Source organism: Streptomyces sp. NBC_01622 (genome assembly GCF_045209635.1).
GTDB lineage: Bacteria > Actinomycetota > Actinomycetes > Streptomycetales > Streptomycetaceae > Streptomyces.
In genome coordinates, this window is record NZ_CP109293.1 from 9,077,080 (window position 1) to 9,094,384 (window position 17,305).

12 protein-coding genes are annotated in these 17,305 nt (G+C 71.1%); 10 read left to right on the forward strand and 2 right to left on the reverse strand.

The genetic code is table 11. The features are described 5' to 3' along the window. The first annotated feature begins 17 nt into the window (after positions 1-17). The 8 genes from OH768_RS42095 (at position 18) to OH768_RS42130 (ending at position 13,328) form a co-directional block, all read left to right on the forward strand. A complete protein-coding gene (locus tag OH768_RS42095) occupies positions 18-848 on the forward strand; it encodes a MetQ/NlpA family ABC transporter substrate-binding protein (protein WP_406461751.1) in 831 nt (276 codons plus the stop codon). A 149-nt stretch (positions 849-997) separates the two neighbouring features. Further along, positions 998-1,636 (forward strand): GNAT family N-acetyltransferase, encoded by a 639-nt coding sequence (locus OH768_RS42100; RefSeq protein ID WP_406461753.1) that lies wholly within the window; start codon positions 998-1,000, stop codon positions 1,634-1,636. Positions 1,637-1,751: 115 nt separating this feature from the next. Beyond that, positions 1,752-2,981 carry a precorrin-6y C5,15-methyltransferase (decarboxylating) subunit CbiE gene (gene cbiE / locus OH768_RS42105; protein ID WP_406461754.1) on the forward strand — a complete coding sequence of 410 codons (1,230 nt, stop codon included), beginning with the start codon at positions 1,752-1,754 and terminating at the stop codon, positions 2,979-2,981. Between the two features lie 384 nt (positions 2,982-3,365). Further along, entirely contained in the window at positions 3,366-7,283 is a 3,918-nt protein-coding gene (cobT, locus tag OH768_RS42110) for a nicotinate-nucleotide--dimethylbenzimidazole phosphoribosyltransferase (RefSeq protein ID WP_406461756.1), read from the forward strand. 142 nt (positions 7,284-7,425) lie between these two features. Further along, complete coding sequence (gene cobA / locus OH768_RS42115; protein WP_406461757.1) at positions 7,426-8,658, forward strand: uroporphyrinogen-III C-methyltransferase; 1,233 nt, start codon at positions 7,426-7,428, stop codon at positions 8,656-8,658. A 64-nt stretch (positions 8,659-8,722) separates the two neighbouring features. Beyond that, on the forward strand, positions 8,723-9,541 hold the full coding sequence (locus OH768_RS42120; RefSeq protein WP_093624585.1) for an RNA methyltransferase: 819 nt from the start codon (positions 8,723-8,725) through the stop codon (positions 9,539-9,541). A gap of 9 nt (positions 9,542-9,550) precedes the next feature. After that, on the forward strand, positions 9,551-9,946 hold the full coding sequence (locus tag OH768_RS42125; protein ID WP_406461759.1) for an NUDIX domain-containing protein: 396 nt from the start codon (positions 9,551-9,553) through the stop codon (positions 9,944-9,946). A 256-nt stretch (positions 9,947-10,202) separates the two neighbouring features. After that, positions 10,203-13,328: a Tn3 family transposase gene (locus tag OH768_RS42130; RefSeq protein ID WP_406461761.1), complete on the forward strand. Its 3,126-nt coding sequence runs from the start codon at positions 10,203-10,205 to the stop codon at positions 13,326-13,328. Between the two features lie 133 nt (positions 13,329-13,461). Here the strand turns inward: OH768_RS42130 and OH768_RS42135 are convergent, their stop codons facing one another. Both OH768_RS42135 and OH768_RS42140 read right to left on the reverse strand, forming a co-directional pair. Then, positions 13,462-14,127, reverse strand: coding sequence for a response regulator (locus OH768_RS42135; RefSeq protein ID WP_406461763.1), 666 nt, complete (start codon positions 14,125-14,127; stop codon positions 13,462-13,464). Then, positions 14,124-15,299: a sensor histidine kinase gene (locus OH768_RS42140; RefSeq protein WP_406461764.1), complete on the reverse strand. Its 1,176-nt coding sequence runs from the start codon at positions 15,297-15,299 to the stop codon at positions 14,124-14,126. Before OH768_RS42140 ends, OH768_RS42135 begins: the two co-directional genes overlap by 4 nt. A gap of 208 nt (positions 15,300-15,507) precedes the next feature. On the opposite strand from OH768_RS42140, the gene OH768_RS42145 reads away from it, so the two are divergent. Then, positions 15,508-16,428 carry an ABC transporter ATP-binding protein gene (locus OH768_RS42145; protein WP_406461766.1) on the forward strand — a complete coding sequence of 307 codons (921 nt, stop codon included), beginning with the start codon at positions 15,508-15,510 and terminating at the stop codon, positions 16,426-16,428. Continuing rightward, positions 16,425-17,249 carry an ABC transporter permease gene (locus OH768_RS42150; protein ID WP_406461767.1) on the forward strand — a complete coding sequence of 275 codons (825 nt, stop codon included), beginning with the start codon at positions 16,425-16,427 and terminating at the stop codon, positions 17,247-17,249. The genes OH768_RS42145 and OH768_RS42150 overlap by 4 nt, the downstream gene beginning before the upstream one ends. Positions 17,250-17,305 lie beyond the last annotated feature (56 nt).

The following is a 17,305-nucleotide window of genomic DNA, read 5'->3' on the forward strand; positions in this document are numbered from 1 at the left end:
GAGTAGGGGGAATCACCATGCGCAGGAGCATCGCCATGACGGCGGCCGGACTCGCCGTGACCTTCTTCGGCCTCACGGCCTGCGGCTCGGGCTCCGACTCCGGCAAGAGCGGCGGCAAGGACGACGGCGCCCTCGTCGTCGGCGCCACCGCCGTGCCGGCCGGCGAGGTCCTGACGTACATCAAGGACAACCTCGCCGCGAAGGCCGGACTCGACCTGGAGATCAAGGAGTTCACGGACTACGTCCTGCCGAACACCGCGCTCCAGGAGGGCTCGCTGGACGCGAACCTCTACCAGAACCAGCCCTTCCTGGACGAGTTCAACAAGTCCAAGGGCACCGACCTGATCTCGGTCGTCAAGGCGTACCTGCCGCCGATGGGCGTGTACTCCAAGAAGATCAAGGACATCGCCGAGCTCGCCGACGGAGCCACCGTCGCCGTGCCGAACGAGACCACCAACGAGGGGCGCGCCCTGAAACTCCTCGCCGCGAAGGGGCTGATCACGCTCAAGGCGGACGCGGGCACCGACGCGTCCCCGGCGGACGTCACGGCCAACCCGAAGCACCTGGAGTTCAAGGAGCTCGACCCGGCCCAACTCCCGCGCTCGCTCGACGACGTGGACGTGGCCGTCATCAACAACAACTACGCCCAGGACGCGGGCCTCAGCCCCGCCAAGGACGCGATCCTCCTGGAGTCGGCGAAGGACAACCCCTACGCCAACCTCCTGGCCGTGAAACGCGGCAACGAGGACGACCCGCGCGTCGAGAAGCTCGCGAAGCTGCTCGTCTCCGCCGACGTGAAGAAGTTCATAGCGGAGAAGTACAAGGGCTCCGTCCTGCCGGTCACTTAAGGCTGACGGGGGCGTATACGGCGTATCACCACGCACGGGGTCCACTCGCTCACCGCGGGTGGACCCCGTGGTGCGGTTCACTGCTTTCATGCTGCATGCTGGGCAGTTCAGGTTGCCCTGAACATTTTCCAAAGGTTACGGAGTGGCGCATGACTAGCACCTTCCCCAACATCTCCATCAGCACGGAGCGGTTGGTGCTGCGGCCCCTCGACGAGGACGATGTGCAGGCCCTGGCCGAGATGATGAACGACGAGCAGGTCGCGGCCTGGACCGACGTCCCCCAGCCGTTCACCGAGGCCGGCGCCCGCGAGTGGATCACCAACTATGCGCCCGCCGAACGGACTTCGGGCCGCGGCCTCGACCTCGCCGTCACCGAGTTCCTCACCCAACGGCTCGTCGGCATCGTCCAGTTGACCAAGACCGACTGGCATGTCCGGTCCACGGAGCTGTCGTACATCATCGCCCCCTGGGCCCGCGGCGAGGGCTACGCCTCCGAAGCCGCGCTCGCCACCGCCCAATGGCTGTTCGGGGACCAGAAGCTGGAGCGCATCGAACTGCGCACCGCCGCCGACAACACCGCCTCCCAGCAGGTGGCCCAGAAGATCGGCTGCATCAGCGAGGGCGTCCTCCGCAACGCCTGCATAGCGCATGTCCACGCCGGCGACGGCACCTGGATCGACGTCCGCACCGACTTCATCGTGTGGAGCCTCCTCCCGGAGGACCTGGAGGGCACGGCGGAACAGCTCGCCGACGTCGACGGTTTCACGTCACTCGCCGACTGGAACTGAATCCGGCGGGTACCACCACGGGAGCACCGCCCAGCCGCACCAGGTACCCTCACGGTGCCCGCGTACGGGCCGCTTCCCCTGACGACCTGCGATGTACCCCTGGAGACTGACGACGATGGCCGACCGCGTCACGGTGATCGGCTGGGACGGCTCTCCGCTGACAGCTGCGGCACGCTCCGCCCTGAGCGCCGCCACCCTGGTGGCCGGCGCGCCCCACCATCTGGAGCTGCCCGAGGTACCGGCGGGCGCCGAACGCATCCGCCTCGGCAGCGTGGCCCTCGCCGCCCGCCGTATCGCCGGCCGCCGCGGTACCGCGGTCGTGTTCGCCGACGGGGACCCGGGCTTCTTCGGCGTCGTACGTACCCTGCGCGCACCCGAGTTCGGCCTGGAGGTGGAGGTCGTCCCCGCTGTTTCCTCGGTGGCCGCCGCCTTCGCCCGCGCCGGTATGCCCTGGGACGACGCACAGGTGGTCGTCGCACACAGACGCACCCTGCGACGCGCGGTGAACGTATGCCGGGCCCACACTAAGGTCGCCGTTCTCACCTCGCCGGGCGCCGGCCCCGCCGAACTCGGCCTGCTGCTTGAGGGCGTCCACCGCACCTTCGTCATCTGCGAGGAACTGGGCACCGAGCACGAACAGGTCACCGTCCTCACCTCCGACAAGGCCGCCGACCGCACCTGGCGCGACCCCAACGTCGTCATCGTCATCGGCGGCCCGGTCGGCCGCGCCGTCACGACCGGCCCGGGCGAGGGTGCCGGCTGGATCGCCGGCCGCGACCCGTCCGCCGTCTCCCGCGGCTGGACCCTCCCTGCCGAGGCCTACGTCGGTGAGCTCGGCGAGGGCGAGACGGAACTGCTCCGGGCCGCCCAACTCGCCCGCCTCGGCCCGCGCGTCGGAGACCTCGTGTGGGACATCGGCTGCGGCAGCGGCGCCTTCGCCATCGAGGCGGCCCGCGCCGGAGCCGCCGTCATCGCCGTCGACCGCGACGCCCAGGCCTGCGCCCGCACCGACTCCGCGGCCCGCAGTTTCGGCGTGCACCTCCAGATCGTGAAGGGCGACGCCCCGCACATCCTGGAGAACCTCCCCGAACCTGACGTAGTACGCGTCGGCGGCGGGGGAGTGGCCGTCGTCTCCGCGGTCGCCGACCGGCGCCCGCAGCGCATCGTGGCGCACGCCTCCACCCGCGACGAGGCCGAACTCGTCGGCCGCGACCTGTCGGAGCACGGCTATCACGTCGAGTGCGCCCTCCTCCAGTCCGTCGAACTCGACACCAGGGCCTGGACGGAGACGGAGCGGAGCGTCGCGTTCCTGCTCAGCGGCCTCCTCCCGGAGCGCGTTTCCTGACCCCTCGAACCGTCCCCGTGATCCTGTTGTCGTACTGCGCGCGGTAGGCTGGCGGACCGTTGTACCGCACAGGGTGGACCGGCGCTTCGTTCGCCAATGTCCGGAAAACCCGCCCGTTTTGGGGTGTGTGTGATACAGCGGAACCGGAGGACGCGCAACGTGGCGCAGTCCACAGCGGGCTGTCGCGGATCAAGCTGCCGTGACGGCGCAACGGCCGCGACAATGCCATTCAATGGCTTTGTCGTCTCAATGGCTTTGTCGCTTTTTGGCGTCGGGTCGTTCGTGCCGCTGGACAGGCACGCTCGTTCTCCACTGCGGGGCGGTCGGTGCGCCGTTCCCGGTGAGCGGGTCGTAGAAGCACTAACCGATGGGCGAGGGGTACGCATGACCGACACCGGCCAGGTCCCGGCCGAGGGGTTGCCGGAGAACGCAGGCATGGTGGAACAGCCGAGCGTTCCCGCACACGGCGCGTACACCTACCTCTCCGAGACCACCGCCGAGGACGAGGACCTGTTGCTACTGCCGGGCGCCCAGGGCGCCTGGGGCAACGAGGTCCCGCCCCCCGTCCCCGTGCCGGTCGTCGAGACCGTCCAGGAGCCCGCTCCGCTCGAGCCGGCTCCGTACGGGCAGGGTCCGCACGAGTCGGCTCAGCACGGGCAGCTTTCGCCCGAGTCGGGTTCGCCCGAGTCGGTTCTGGATGAGCCGGGTCCGCACGAGACGGCGGGCCGGGACAGCGGCTCCGTGGACCTCGGCGGCGTCCGGCTCGCCGAACCGCCGTCCGCGCCGGTCACCCCGCGCCGCCCGCTGCACCTCGGCCCTCCCCTCCCCGACACCTCCGCGAGCCCGGTCCGCTCCCTCGCCGACCGCGGCCCCGCCGGTGCGCCGGTACGTCAGTCCGGCCCGCCGACGACCAGCCCCGAGTACCTCGACGCCCCCCAACTCCGTGACCTGCCCCCGCAGGGCGCGGCCCCCTGGGGCGCCCACTCCTCGGTCGCCGCAGGGGTGCGAACCGCGGAAACGGCTGCCCCGGCACCGGCGGCCGAAGCGGCCCCGGAGCCCGACGGCGCGGCCCAGTCCGCGGTGGCGAGGCTCGCCACGGAAGCGGTGAACGGGGGAGTCGCCACGGCCGTGGACACCGGGCTCACCCCGGCTTCCGAGCCGGGCCCGGGCTTGGCGCAGGCCCCCGACGCGGGGGAGGCCTGGCAGGGGCATGGCCAGCTGTACGCGGTGGAGACGGCGCCGACGGCGTCCGCTGTGGAGTCCTCTGCTTCTTCTGCTTCTTCGGTTTACGCGAGCACGGAGAGCTCCGAACCTGTCGGTGTCCCTGAGGCGGGTCAACTGCCGGAAGGTGCTGAGGGATTGGGCGCCGGGGCGGTGCCGGGGGCCGGAGAGGCTGTCGACGCCGGGTTCGACCAGGGTGTTGAGGCCGGGGTGGCTTACGGTGCCGGGGTAGACCCTGAGCCCGCATTCGACTCCGGCGCCGAGGGCGAACTCCTGCACAGCGCAGGCCCTGCGCCCGATGCCACGCTCGTGCAGGACGGCATCCCCGTTTCCGAAGCCGCGCAGACCCCCGAGGGCGCGTTCGTTGTCCCCCCGACCCCGGAAGCCGTAGCCGCTGCGGAGCCGAGCCACGCAGAGGGGGACCAGGGTTTCGACGCCGCTCAGGCCCAGGAGACCGCTCCCCTCGACGAGGCCGGCGAGGTCCATGTCCAGGACGCCGGGTCAACTTCCCCTGTTCCTACGGCAGTCGAGACCCCGCTCACCCCCGACGCCGAGCCCCTCGCCCCCGCCTCGGACACCGAGCAACCCGCACCCACGGCCGACGACTCGGCGCCTCTCGCCGAAGCCATCCCGGTCCCGGCCCCGGTCCCGGTCCCGGCCCCGGTCCCGGTCCCGGCCCCGGTCCCGGTCCCGGCCCCGGTCCCGGTCCCGGCCCTTGACGAGGCACACCCCGAGACTGCGGTCACGCCCGTCGAGGAGGCCGTCCCCACTCCAGTCGTCGAAGACTCACCCGCCCTCCTCGACGCGACCCCGGGCGACCTGGCTTTCCAGCCCACCGCCGCGCCCGAAGCCGTACCGGACCAGCAGTTCGCGGTGGAAGCGGAGCCGGCACTCGCGCCGCAGCCGACCACCGCCGAGGGCCACGGAGCGGAAGCCGCCGATCCGCACGCCCCGCTCTCCACCGAGCAGCCCCCCGCCTCCGAGCTCCCCGCTCCCCTCGCCGAACCCGCCACCCCGGAAGCCGAGTTCGCCGAGTTCGCCGAGGTGCCCCAGGCCGTCCCGGTGGGCCCCAACCCCGACGACTCACTCGGCCGCTTCGTGCCGGTGGAGGGCTCGGTGCCCACCACCCCACACCTCGCACCGACCCCGCCGCACCCCCTCACCCTCCCCACGGAGGATCCGTCGGGCGGCGCGGAAGCCTTCGCCACCGTCCCCGGCCCCCGAGAGGCCGATGCCGACGCCGAAGGTGAGCCCGAACTCGTACAGCACGCGGACGACCTGGACACCCGGGCCGCCGACCAGGAAGAAGAGAGCACGGCCGCAGTGGAAGACGTACGGGAGTCCACCGGCCCTGCCGCACCCGCCTACGACGACGCCGAGCGCGAGGCCGTGCTGAAGGTGATGCGCGAGCGCCGTGACATCCGCAACGGCTTCCGCAGCGACCCGATCCCGCACGACGTGCTGCTGCGTGTGCTGGAGGCGGCGCACACGGCGCCGTCCGTCGGCCACTCCCAGCCGTGGGACTTCGTGGTCATCCGTTCCGCCGACACCCGCCGCAACATGCACGAACTGGCCCAGAGCCAGCGCGAGGCGTACGCCAAGTCGCTGCCGAAGGGCAGGGCGAAGCAGTTCAAGGAACTGAAGATCGAGGCGATCCTCGACACTCCGGTGAACATCGTCGTCACCGCCGACCCGACCCGCGGCGGCCGGCACACCCTGGGCCGCCACACCCAGCCGCAGATGGCGCCGTACTCCGCCGCCCTCGCGGTGGAGAACCTGTGGCTCGCGGCCCGCGCCGAGGGCCTCGGGGTCGGCTGGGTCAGCTTCTTCGACGAGCGCGAGATGGTTCGCGCGCTCGGTCTGCCGGAGCACCTGGAGGTCATCGCGTACCTCTGCGTCGGCTACGTCGACGAGTTCCCGGAGGAGCCCGAGCTGATGCAGGCGGGCTGGTCCAAGCGCCGCCCGCTGTCGTGGGTCGTGCACGAGGAGACGTACGGCCGCCGTGCCCTGCCCGGTGAGGACCCGCACGACCTGCTCGCGGAGACGGTCGCCGGGATCCGCCCGCTGGACGCGAAGGCGCTCGGCGAGGCGTGGGAGCGGCAGAAGCGGATGACGAAGCCGCCGGGCTCGCTCGGCATGCTGGAGATCATCTCCGCGCAGCTGTCCGGGCTTTCCCGGCAGTGCCCGCCGCCGATCCCGGAGCCCGCGGCCGTCGCGATCTTCGCGGGCGACCACGGTGTGCACGCGCAGGGGGTCACCCCCTGGCCGCAGGAGGTCACGGCCCAGATGGTCGCCAACTTCCTTGGCGGCGGCGCCGTTTGCAACGCCTTCGCGAGCCAGGTGGGCGCCGAGGTGTGTGTCGTGGATGTCGGTGTGGCATCCGAACTCCCCGCCACGCCGGGCCTGTTGCCCCGCAAGATCCGTGCCGGTACGTCCGACATGACGACCGGTCCGGCGATGTCCCGCGAGGAGGCCAAGCAGGCCATCGAGGTGGGCATCGAGACGGCCCGCGACCTGGTGGCGGCCGGCAACAGGGCTTTGCTCACCGGTGAGATGGGCATCGCGAACACCACCGCGTCCGCCGCCCTGATCTCGGTGTTCACGGACACCGACCCCGCCGATGTCACCGGCCGGGGCACCGGTATCAACGACGAGACCCTGGCCCGCAAGACGGAGGTCGTGCGCCGCGCGATCGAACTCCACCAGCCGGACCCCGCCGACCCCATCGGCGTACTCGCCGCGATCGGCGGCTTCGAGCACGCGGCCATGGTCGGCCTGCTGCTCGGCGGCGCCTCCCTGCGTACGCCGGTGATCCTGGACGGCGTCAGCGCCGGCGCCGCCGCCCTGGTGGCCCGGGCGATCGCCCCCGAGGTCCTCGCGGCCTGCATCGCGGGTCACCGCAGCGCCGAACCGGGGCACGTCGCCGCCCTCAACAAGCTTGGCCTGCGCCCCCTGGTCGACCTCGACCTCCGCCTCGGCGAGGGCACGGGCGCGCTGCTCGCCCTGCCGCTGGTGCAGAGCACGGCGCGGGCGATGCACGAGGTGGCGACGTTCGATTCCGCCGGGGTGACCGAAAAGTAGGCGCCCGCAAGGTGCTGTGGCGGCTCAGCCAGTGGACCGGCTGAGCCGCCACAGCGCCCTGCCCGTAAAATCTGCACGTCAGGGCCACCGCACGCCGAAAAGCACGCCGGGCAACCCGCCGTAAAAGAGGAGCCGCAACCTCATGGCCGAAAACCCCGCCTACCCCGTAGGCCTCCGCCTCACCGGCCGCAGGGTCGTCGTCCTGGGCGGCGGCCAGGTCGCCCAGCGCCGGCTGCCGGCGCTGATCGCGGCGGGCGCGGACATCCTCCTCGTGTCCCCCGAGGCGACCCCGTCCGTCGAGGCGATGGCGGACGCGGGCGAGATCACCTGGGAGCGACGCCCGTACGCGGACGGCGACCTCGCGGACGCCTGGTACGCCCTGATCGCCACCACCGACCCCGAGGCCAACACCGCCGCCTCCGCCGAGGCGGAAGCGCACCGCGTCTGGTGCGTGCGCTCAGACGACGCCGACCGGGCCACCGCCTGGACCCCGGCGACCGGCCACAGTGAGGGCGTCACCGTCGCCGTACTCACCACGGACGCGCGCGGCCGGGACCCCCGCCACACCGCCGCCATCCGGGACGCGGTCGTCGCGGGCCTGCGCGACGGCACCCTCGTCGCCCCCCACCACCGCACCCGCACCCCGGGCGTCGCCCTCGTCGGCGGCGGCCCCGGCGACCCGGACCTCATCACGGTCCGCGGCCGCCGCCTCCTCGCCGAGGCCGACGTCGTCATCGCCGACCGCCTCGGCCCCCGCGACCTCCTCGCCGAACTCCCCCCGCACGTCGAGGTGATCGACGCGGCGAAGATCCCCTACGGCCGTTACATGGCCCAGGAGGCCATCAACAACGCCCTGATCGAACACGCCAAGCAGGGCAAGTCGGTCGTACGACTGAAGGGCGGCGACCCGTTCGTCTACGGCCGTGGCATGGAGGAGGTCCAGGCACTCGCCGAGGCCGGCATCCCGTGCACGGTCGTGCCGGGCATCTCCAGTTCGATCTCGGTACCGGGCGCGGCCGGTATCCCGGTCACCCATCGCGGAGTCGCACACGAGTTCACGGTGGTCAGCGGCCATGTCGCCCCTGACGACGAGCGCTCCCTGGTCGACTGGCCGTCCCTCGCGAAGCTCACCGGCACGCTGGTGGTTCTCATGGGCGTGGACAAGATAGGGAAGATCGCCGAGACCCTGATCGCGCACGGCAAGCCGGCCGACACCCCGGTTGCTCTGGTCCAAGAGGGCACGACCGCCTCTCAGCGCCGGGTGGACGCGACCCTCGCGACGGTCGGCGAGACCGTGCGCACCGAGGACGTGAAACCGCCGGCGGTGATCGTCATCGGCGCGGTCGTCACCGTAGGCCCCGAGGCGCTTGCGTAACCCCGGGTAACACAACCCGTTCCCAGCCGTTGGCACGACACCCAGGACAAGGCAGTATCACCCTGTGGCCGATCTCATCACCGTTGAGGATCCCGACGACCCGCGCCTGCGTGATTACACGGGCCTGACCGACGTAGAGCTGCGCCGCAAGCGCGAACCGGCCGAGGGCCTGTTCATCGCCGAGGGCGAGAAGGTCATCAGACGGGCCAAGGACGCGGGCTACGAGATGCGCTCGATGCTGCTGTCCGCGAAGTGGGTCGACGTCATGCGGGACGTCATCGACGAACTCCCGGCCCCCGTCTACGCGGTGAGCCCCGAACTCGCCGAACGCGTCACCGGCTACCACGTCCACCGGGGCGCGCTCGCCTCGATGCAGCGCAAACCGCTCCCCACGGCGCACGAACTCCTCCAGACCACCCGCAGGGTCGTCGTCATGGAGTCGGTCAACGACCACACCAACATCGGCGCGATCTTCCGCTCGGCGGCGGCGCTGGGCATGGACGCGGTATTGCTCTCCCCGGACTGCGCGGACCCCCTCTACCGCCGCAGCGTGAAGGTCTCGATGGGCGCGGTGTTCTCCGTCCCCTACGCCCGGCTCGACAGCTGGCCCAAGGGCCTGGAGTCGGTCCGCGAGGCAGGCTTCACGCTCCTCGCCCTCACCCCCGACGAGAAGGCGAAGAGCCTCGACGAGGCCGCCCCGCACCGCATGGACCGGGTCGCCCTGATGCTCGGCGCGGAGGGCGACGGCCTCTCCACACAGGCCCTGGTCGCCGCCGACGAATGGGTCCGCATCCCGATGGCCCACGGCGTCGACTCGCTGAACGTGGGCGCCGCGGCTGCCGTAGCCTTCTACGCGGTGGCCACCGGCCGCCCCGAACTCTAGGAGAACGGCTTGGCCCAGCGCGAGGCGATCGTCGCAGTCCTCCGGCGCGCGGACCGCGTCCTGGTCATCCGCCGCGGCCCCGACTCCGCCCGCTCCGGCTACTGGGCCCCGCTCAGCGGCAAGCTCGAACCCGGCGAGACCCAGGAAGAAGCCCTGGTCAGAGAGGTCCACGAGGAGGTCGGCCTCGCGGTCTCCCCCCTGGCCAAGGTCTGGCAGTCCGAGACCGACGACGGCAGTTTCCGCCTCCACTGGTGGACCGCCACCGAAACAGGCAACGGCACCATCGTCCCCGACCCGGGCGAGGTCTCCGAGGTCCGCTGGGTCACCCCGGCCGAGTTCCTGACGATGACCCCACTCTTCGACGCGGACCGCGAGTTCTTCGAGCGGGTGCTGCCGGGGTTGTAGGCGGGGCTGGGGCCGCACACTTTTGGCCCAGGCCACAATCCAGCCTGTCCGGCGTTTGAGGACGAGGCCCTTTCAGGACCGACGGGGGTCTGTGGGCGCAGCAGCCCCCAGGCGGGGCCAAAGCGGCCTTGGGGAACATCGGTACAGCCGTTGGCGCTGAGATTGATCATGGTCGGCGAGCACAGCGATCGTCCCCGGAGCGGGGGTTCGCTGAAAGATCGTCGATCACGGGCGGGGCCTGCCTACGGTCCGGGCCATGCCGGTGGAGTTCTTAACTGATGATCAGGCCGAGGTGTACGGGAAGTTCGCCGAGGAGCCGACGAGACCTGAGCTGGAGCGGTTCTTCTTCCTGGACGACGTCGACCGGGATCTGATCGCGCTGCGGCGAACGAAGTATCACCAACTGGGCTTCGCCCTCCAGATGTGCACGGTCCGCTACGTGGGGCTGTTCCTGGAGGACCCCGTCGCGGTGCCGTGGCCGGTGGTCGAGCACCTGGCCGCGCAGCTCGGCATCGAGGACCCGTCGTGCGTGAAGCGGTACACCGAGCGGCTGAAGACGGCGTACGAGCATGCGTGGGAGATCCGGGACGCCTACGGCTACCACCCGTACGACGATCCGGGGTGGGGTCGGAAGTTCCGTACGTTCTTGCACGGCCGGGCGTGGACGCATGCGGAGGGGCCGGTCGCGCTGTTCAACCAGGCGGTGGGCTGGCTGCGGCGGAACCGGGTGCTGCTGCCGGGTGTCTCGGTGCTGGCCCGGCAGGTGTCCGAGGTTCGCACGATCGCGGAGAAGCGGCTGCACGCCACCGTTGCCAGGGCGGCTCACCGCGCGGACCCGGCGCTGCCGGCGGACTTGGTGGCCACGCTGGTGACGCCGGAGGGCGGCCGGTACTCGGAGCTGGAGCGGCTGCGCCGGCCGCCGACGCGCACGACGGGCACGGCCTTCGCGCGGTCGCTGGAGCGGGTCGATGAGATCGGCGCGTTCCAGCTGGGCCGGTTGAGGCTGTCGCAGATCCCGCCGAACCGGCTCGCGGCGCTGGCCCGGTACGGGCTGGGGTCCAAGGCCGCGAGCCTGGAGCGGGCCGCGGAGCCCAAGCGCACGGCGATGCTCACCGCGGTGATGCGCCACCTTGAGGCCAAGGCGATCGACGAGGCGCTGGACCTGTTCTCGGTGCTGATGGCGACGAGGCTGATCAGCACGGCGAAGAGGGCCACGGACAAGGAACGGCTCTCGACGCTGCCGCAGCTGGAGAAGGCGTCGCGGACCCTGGCCCGGGCGGCGAAGGTGCTGTTCGAGGAGCTGGAGTTGGTCGAGGCACACGGCACGGATCTGGACGCGGCGGCGTTGTGGCGGGCGGTGGAGGAGATCGCGCCGCGGGCGGTGGTGATGAGCTCGGCCGCGATGGTGGTCTCGCTGGTGCCGGAGGACGAGGACTCGGCGGCGGTCGCCATGCGGGCGGCGCTGGCCACCCGGTACAACACGGTGCGGCCGTTCCTGTCGCTGTTGGGCGAGTCGAAGGCGCTGGACGCGGCGAGCGGAGGGGCCCGCATCCTGGCCGGGGTGAAGCGGTTGCCCGCGTTGGCGCGGCGGCGGGTGAAGGACAAGCCGCTGCTGCCGCGAGAGGTCGACGACAAGCTGGTGCCGGCCGCGTGGCGCAAGTCGGTGTACGCCAACGCCGAGCTGCCGCCGGGGGCGGTGGACCGGGACGCGTACGTCGTGTGCGTGCTGGAGCAACTGCACCGCGCGCTTCAACGCCGGGACGTGTTCGCCTCTCCCTCGCACCGCTGGTCCGACCCGCGCGCCCGGCTGCTGGACGGCACCGAGTGGGAGGCGGTCCGCGAGGATGTCCTGGCCGGGCTGAGCCTGGACATGCCGGTCGAGGAGCACCTGGCCGCGCTGGTGACGGTGCTGGACGCGGCGTGGAAGCAGATGGCGGAGCGGCTGGAGACGGCCGGGCAGGAAACGAAGGTCTCCATCGATGTCCCTGCGGGCGGCCGGGCGAAGCTGAACGTGTCCAAGCTCGGCGCGTTGGGCGAGCCGAAGTCGCTGGCCTGGCTGCGGGGCCGGGTGGAGAAGATGCTTCCGAAGATCGACCTGCCGGAACTGCTCTTCGAGGTGCACGGCTGGACCGGGTTTCTGGACGCTTTCGTGCACCTGGGCGACGGCACGACCCGAATGAAGGACCTGATCACTTCCCTGGTGGCCCTCCTGGTCTCGGAGGCGTGCAACATCGGCATGACCCCGGTCATCAACTCCGGCCACGAGGCGCTGACCAGAGCCCGGTTGGTGCACGTCGACCAGTTCTACCTGCGTGCCGACACCATCGCCGCGGCGAACGCGGTGCTGATCGAGGCGCAGGGCCAAGTGCCGATCGTGCGGTACTGGGGGGACGGGCTGCTGGCCTCGGTGGACGGGCTGCGGTTCGTCGTCCCCGTGCGCACCATCAACGCCGCCCCGTCGCCGAAGTACTTCGGGTTCAAGCGCGGCATCACCTGGCTCAACGCCGTCAACGACCAGGTTGCCGGGATCGGGCAGATGGTCGTGCCGGGCACCCCGCGCGACTCCCTGCACATCCTGGATGCCCTGCTGAACCTCGACGGCGGGGTGAAGCCGGAGATGGTTGCCACCGACAACGCCTCGTACAGCGACATCGTGTTCGGCATCTTCCGCATCCTGGGCTACAACTTCAGCCCCCGGTTCAAGGACCTGGACGACCAGCGGTTCTGGCGCGCGTCCCTGCCCGGCGTCGAGACCGGCACATACGGACCGCTGGAGCCGTTGGCCCGCAACCGGGTCAACCTGAACAAGGTGATCACGCACTGGCCCGACATGCTGCGGGTCGCCGGTTCCCTGGTCACCAACCAGGTCCGCGCCTACGACCTGCTGCGGATGTTCGGCCGCGAGGGCCACCCGACCCCGTTGGGACAGGCATTCGCTGAGTACGGGCGGATCGCCAAGACTGAGCACCTGCTGCGGGTCGTGGACCCGGTCGATGACACCTACCGGCGGCAGATGAACCGGCAGCTCACCGTGCAGGAGTCCCGGCACAAGCTGGCCCGCGACGTATGCCACGGCAAGCGCGGCACTATCCGCCAGGCGTACCGGGACGGGATGGAGGACCAGCTCGGCTCGCTCGGCCTGGTCCTCAACGCTGTGGTGCTCTGGACCACCCGGTACATCGACGCCGCCGTTGCCCAGCTCCGCGCAGAGGGCCACGAGATCCGGGACGAGGACATCGCCCGGCTGTCCCCGCTCAAGCACCGAAACCTCAACGTGCTCGGCCGCTACAGCTTCACCGCCTCCCAGCCGGTTGACGGGCTGCGGCCCCTGCGCGACCCGGACGCCGTCAACCTCGACGATGACGACGACGGAGAGGACTGAGCCAGCCCGGGACCGGCCAGTCCTGTTTACAGCCGCAGTGGGTGGCGTGGTGGCGGCTGCTCCTTTGGCGGCTCGTACACGAGACGTGAGCGACAGGGTATTCCCGGCTTCGCCATGGGGGCCGGGGACGCCATCAGCGAGGCAGGGTGACGAGCCCCATCTCATAGGCGGTGATGACGAGCTGGACCCGGTCCCTAGCGCCCAATTTGGTGAGCAGCCGTGACACGTGCGACTTGGCGGTGGCCACCGTGATGAAGAGGTCGTCGGCGATCTCGGTGTTCGACCGGCCGCGTCCGACCAGGGTCAGAACTTCCCGTTCCCGCTCGGTGATGCCCTCGACCGGCCGTGGGGAGCGCTCCGGAGCTGCCGCCGGACGCCGCCCGATGAAGTCGGCGATCAGACGGCGCGTCACACCCGGCGCGATCAGTGCGTCGCCGGCGGCGACCACGCGGATCGCCGCGAGGATGTCGTCCAGCGCCATGTCCTTGACCACGAAGCCGCTCGCGCCGGCCCGGAGCGCGCCGTAGACATGGTCGTCCTCGTCGAAGGTGGTCAGGACGAGAACGCGAGTGGTTGCCGGACCGGCCGTTATCAGGCGGGTGGCCTCGATCCCGTCCATGCCGGGCATCCGGATGTCCATGACCACGACGTCGGGGCTGGCATCCCTGACCAGTTGGACGGCCTCGGCGCCAGTGGCGGCTTCACCGACGACCTCCAGGTCGGTGTGATCGGCCATGATCACGCGGAGACCGGACCGAACCAACGGCTGGTCGTCGGCGAGCACCACCCGGATGGTCATCGGGCCTCCACCGGAATTCCGACGGGTGCGGGCAGCGGCAGCCGGGCTGCGACCCGGAAGCCGCCCTCAGGGCGCGGCCCGGCGCTGAGCCCGCCGCCCAGCAGACCGACCCGCTCCCGCATCCCGATGATGCCGAAGCCGTGGGCCGAGCCGTTCCCGGTGGCGCCACGCCCGTCGTCGACGACCTCCACGGACAGCTCCTCGTCTCCGTAGTCGATGGCCACCCGGCAACGCCCGGTGGCCGCGTGGCGGACCACGTTGGTCAGCGCCTCCTGCACGATGCGGTAGGCGGACAGGTCGATGTCGGCCGGCACAGGACGCTGCTCCCCGCTGCGGCGCACGTCGACGCGTACCCCCGCGTCCGCGGTGGCTGCCGCCAGCCGTTCGACGTCCGCCAGCCCCGGCGAGGGTGCGCGCGGTGACTGCTCCGAAGTGCTCGCGCCCCGGTCAGCCTGACGGAGCGACACCAGCGTGCGGCGAAGGCCCGACAGAGTCTCTCTGCTGGTGGCCTCGATGGCGCGCAGGGCCTCGCGCGCCTCCGCCGGCTGGGTCTGGATGACCCGGCTGCCCACACCGGCCTGAATGGCGATGATGCCGATGCTGTGCGCGACCATGTCGTGCAGCTCCCGTGCGATCCGCAGCCGTTCGGCGGTCACGGCCTCGGCCACCTCCTGTGCACGCAGCGCCACCGCGTGCTCGCGGCGCTCGCGACTGAGCAGACCGGCCATGCAGGATGCGGCGAACGCCAGGAGAGCGATCACCTCGTTGACGGCCAGGCTGTCCCCGTGCGCGAAGACGCCGATTACCAAGAGCTGCACGGCGAAGGACACGGCCACGGCCACAATCGAAGCGCGCCGTGCGCGGGTGGCGACGATGAAGCCCAGAACGAGGTCCACCGCCACATACGACAGGAACTGGCCGTGGTATGACGCCGCCGGGCTCTCATGGCCAGAACTCGGAGGGCCCACCACCACAGCAGTGGATCCGAAGAGTGCCATGGCCAGAGCCAGCAGCGGCATCTGTCGCACGACGCCGGCGAGCAGGCTCACAGCCAGCAGTGCTCCGACACCGTGGACCGTGCCCGACGCCCGCGGCGCGCCCCCCACCAGCAGACCCACAACCAGGAGGTAAGAGGCACCCCCCGCCCAGGCCACGGCCTTGGTTCTCGTCATCGGCGGTGTGGCCTCTCGGGAACAAGGCCGCGGTGCGCGATGCGCGCAGGCAACGAAGTGGTCGTCATGGGGTTCACGCCGCGAGACTAACCGGCCACCACGGGCGTGGCATCAGCCCGGGGACGTACGCCCACGGGCCAGTGCGGCCGCACGATTGCCGCCCTCGGCCCCATGTCCGGACGCGGGTCCGCTCGGCAGTGTGGGTACCGTGATCGAAGTCAGTGAACTCACCAAGCGCTACGGCAGCAAGACGGCCGTCGACCATCTGTCCTTCACCGTGCGGCCGGGCCAGGTCACCGGATTCCTCGGCCCCAACGGGGCCGGCAAGTCCACCACCCTGCGGATGATCCTCGGCCTGGACGCGCCCACCACCGGCGCCGCCACCGTCAGCGGCATCCCCTTCCACCGCCACCCGCGCGGACTGCGGCACGTCGGCGCCCTCCTCGACGCCGGACAGATCCACGGCGGACGCAGCGCCGTCGCCCACCTTTCCGCTCTGGCCCGCAGCAACGGCATCCCGCGGCGCCGGGTGGACGAGGTGCTTCAGGAGGTAGGGCTGGCCGAGGTGGCGAACCGCCGCATCGGCGGATTCTCCCTCGGCATGAAGCAGCGCCTGGGCATCGCCACCGCCCTGCTCGGCGACCCGCCCGTGCTCTTGTTCGACGAGCCGATCAACGGCATGGACCCGGAGGGCGTGCTCTGGATACGCCGGCTCTTCCGGCGCCTGGCCGCCGAGGGGCGCACGGTCTTCCTCTCCAGCCACCTGATGTCGGAGATGGAGAACACCGCCGACCAGCTGGTCGTCATCGGCCGGGGCCGCCTCATCGCCGCCGAGCCGCTGCGGGACTTCGCGGCTCGCAGCACCGGTAGCAGTGTTGTGGTGGGGACACCACAGGCCGCCGAGCTGGCAGCGGTGCTGACCGCAGCGGGCGCCTCGGTCGAGCCGGAGGGCTCGGCCGGCGCCGAGAAGCTCGCCGTGACCGGGCTCCCGGCGGACCGGATCGGGGCGCTCGCCTTCGAGAACGGTATCCGGCTGGACGAGCTGACCACCCATACCGCCTCGCTGGAGGCGGCCTTCATGCAACTGACCGCCGACAGCGTCGAATACGTGGCAGGACAGCCCCGATGACCACACTCGCCTCCGTCTCCCCGACCACCCCCGTCGCCGGGCCGCCCGCCCGCTTCCGCGACCTGCTCGCCTCCGAGTGGATCAAGATGCGGTCCCTGCGCTCCACCCCGTGGACCATCGGCCTCACCCTCCTGTTCGTCGTCGGGTCCGCCGCCGTGGCCACGCTGGCGGACAAGGCCGCGGGCTCGGGCCCCGCTGATTTCCTGCCCTTCGACGCCTACCCGGCGGCCGGCTACTGGACTCTGATGCTCGTCGCCAGCAGCATGGGCGCCCTCACCGTCGTGAGCGAGTACAGCAGCGGGCTGATCCGCACCACCACCGTGGCCGTCCCGGCCCGCGGCTCGGTCGTGCTGGCCAAGGCGGCCGTCACCGCTGTGCTGTGGACCGCGGTCGGCACGGCCGCCTCCACCGGTTCCTTCCTGGTCTCCCAGGCCATCCTGGACGGGCACCATGCCGGCGTTCCGATCACCCACCCCGGGGTGTTCCGGGCGCTGGTGGCATCCGCGTTGCTGGCTCCAGTCTGTGCCCTGGTCGGTCTGGGCCTCGGCGTTCTGCTCCGGCATGCCGCCGGGACCATGGTCACCAGCATCTTCACCCTGCTGATGCTGCCCACCATGTTCTCGGAGAGCAACCGCTGGTCGGCAGACATCAAACACGCGCTGGTGTCGGCCGCCTGGAATCGCCTGGTCCAAAACTGGGGGCCGCAACCCGGATCCCTGGGCTACACCGCCACGGTCCCCGGCTCCTGGATCGTGTACACGCTCTGGCCGCTGATCACGATCGCACTCGCCGTTCTCGTCGTGAGGCGCCGCGTCGTGTGAGTGTGCCTCCAGAGGCGAGGTCCCGATAGCTCGTCGCAGCCTTGATGACGGTCTCT